The sequence below is a fragment of the Ensifer sp. SSB1 genome, assembly GCF_016652895.1.
In the GTDB taxonomy this organism is placed as follows: Bacteria; Pseudomonadota; Alphaproteobacteria; order Rhizobiales; family Rhizobiaceae; genus Ensifer.
Genome location: NZ_JAEPRP010000224.1, coordinates 1 through 989 on the forward strand (window position 1 = coordinate 1; position 989 = coordinate 989).

Genomic DNA, 989 nt, shown 5'->3' on the forward strand with positions numbered 1-989 from the left:
CAATTTGGTTGGGCTAACAGTTGCCCGCAACGTCATGGCAGGGATTGATCTGCGCTGAAGCCGTTGTGGTCCTGGCGCCAGACATGGGAACTCAGGAAATAGTTCAGCGACCCGATGGGCCGGCGCCAGGGGATCTCGTTGCAGACCTTCAGCCACTTGGCATGCTGGTTGAACATGGAATCGATGATGTGGATGAACGCCTCGTAGCACGAGAAGAAGCCGTGGCGGCCGGTCAAGAGATAACCTTCGAGCCAGCCCTGGCACTGGTGTTCACTGAGCACCTCCATGATGCGTCCATCCGGTGAGAGGTGGTCGTCCTCCGGATAGATCTCGGCCATGTAGCAGCGGTTGGTGACCTCCAGCACATCCTGCCAGCGGTTGGAGTTGTTTTCGTCCGGGCTGAACAGACGGAAGTTCTTGGCATCCATGTTGTTCTTCATCACGTCGCGCAGGAACTTGCCCATGACGCGGGCCGCTTCCACCGTAGTCGCGCCTGGACGCGGAACGTCGACGGCATAATCCCGGAAAGCCGGCATCTTCAGGTCATGCAACAACAGCCCGCCATTGGCGTGCGGGTTGTCGCTCATGCGGCGATGGCCCTTTGGCGCTAGTGCTGCGATCTCCGGCTGCAGCCGGCCCTGATCGCTGAAAAGCTCCTCGGGTCGATAGCTCTTCATCCATTGCTCGAGGATGCGGATGTGCTCGGGCTTGTCCATCTCGCCCATCGGCACCTGGTGCGCCCGCCAGTAGTCCTCGCATTTTTTGCCGTCGATCTCCGGGGGGCAGGTCCAGCCCTTCGGCGTACGGAAGACGATCATCGGCCAGGCCGGCCGCTTCAGATTGCCCCTCACGCGGGCATCGTCCCAGATCCGGCGGATCTCGGCCATCGCCGTATCGAGCACAGCGGCGAGCTGCTGATGCACGCTTGCCGGATCATGCCCTTCGACGAAATAGGGCTTGTAACCCATGCCCTCGAAGAACTTCTGCAG

1 pseudogene is annotated in these 989 nt (G+C 60.7%); it reads right to left on the reverse strand.

Annotated elements, in window-relative coordinates:
• Window positions 1-53: 53 nt before the first annotated feature.
• Window positions 54-989, reverse strand: a pseudogene (locus I8N66_RS33400) (phosphoketolase); the annotation flags it as partial.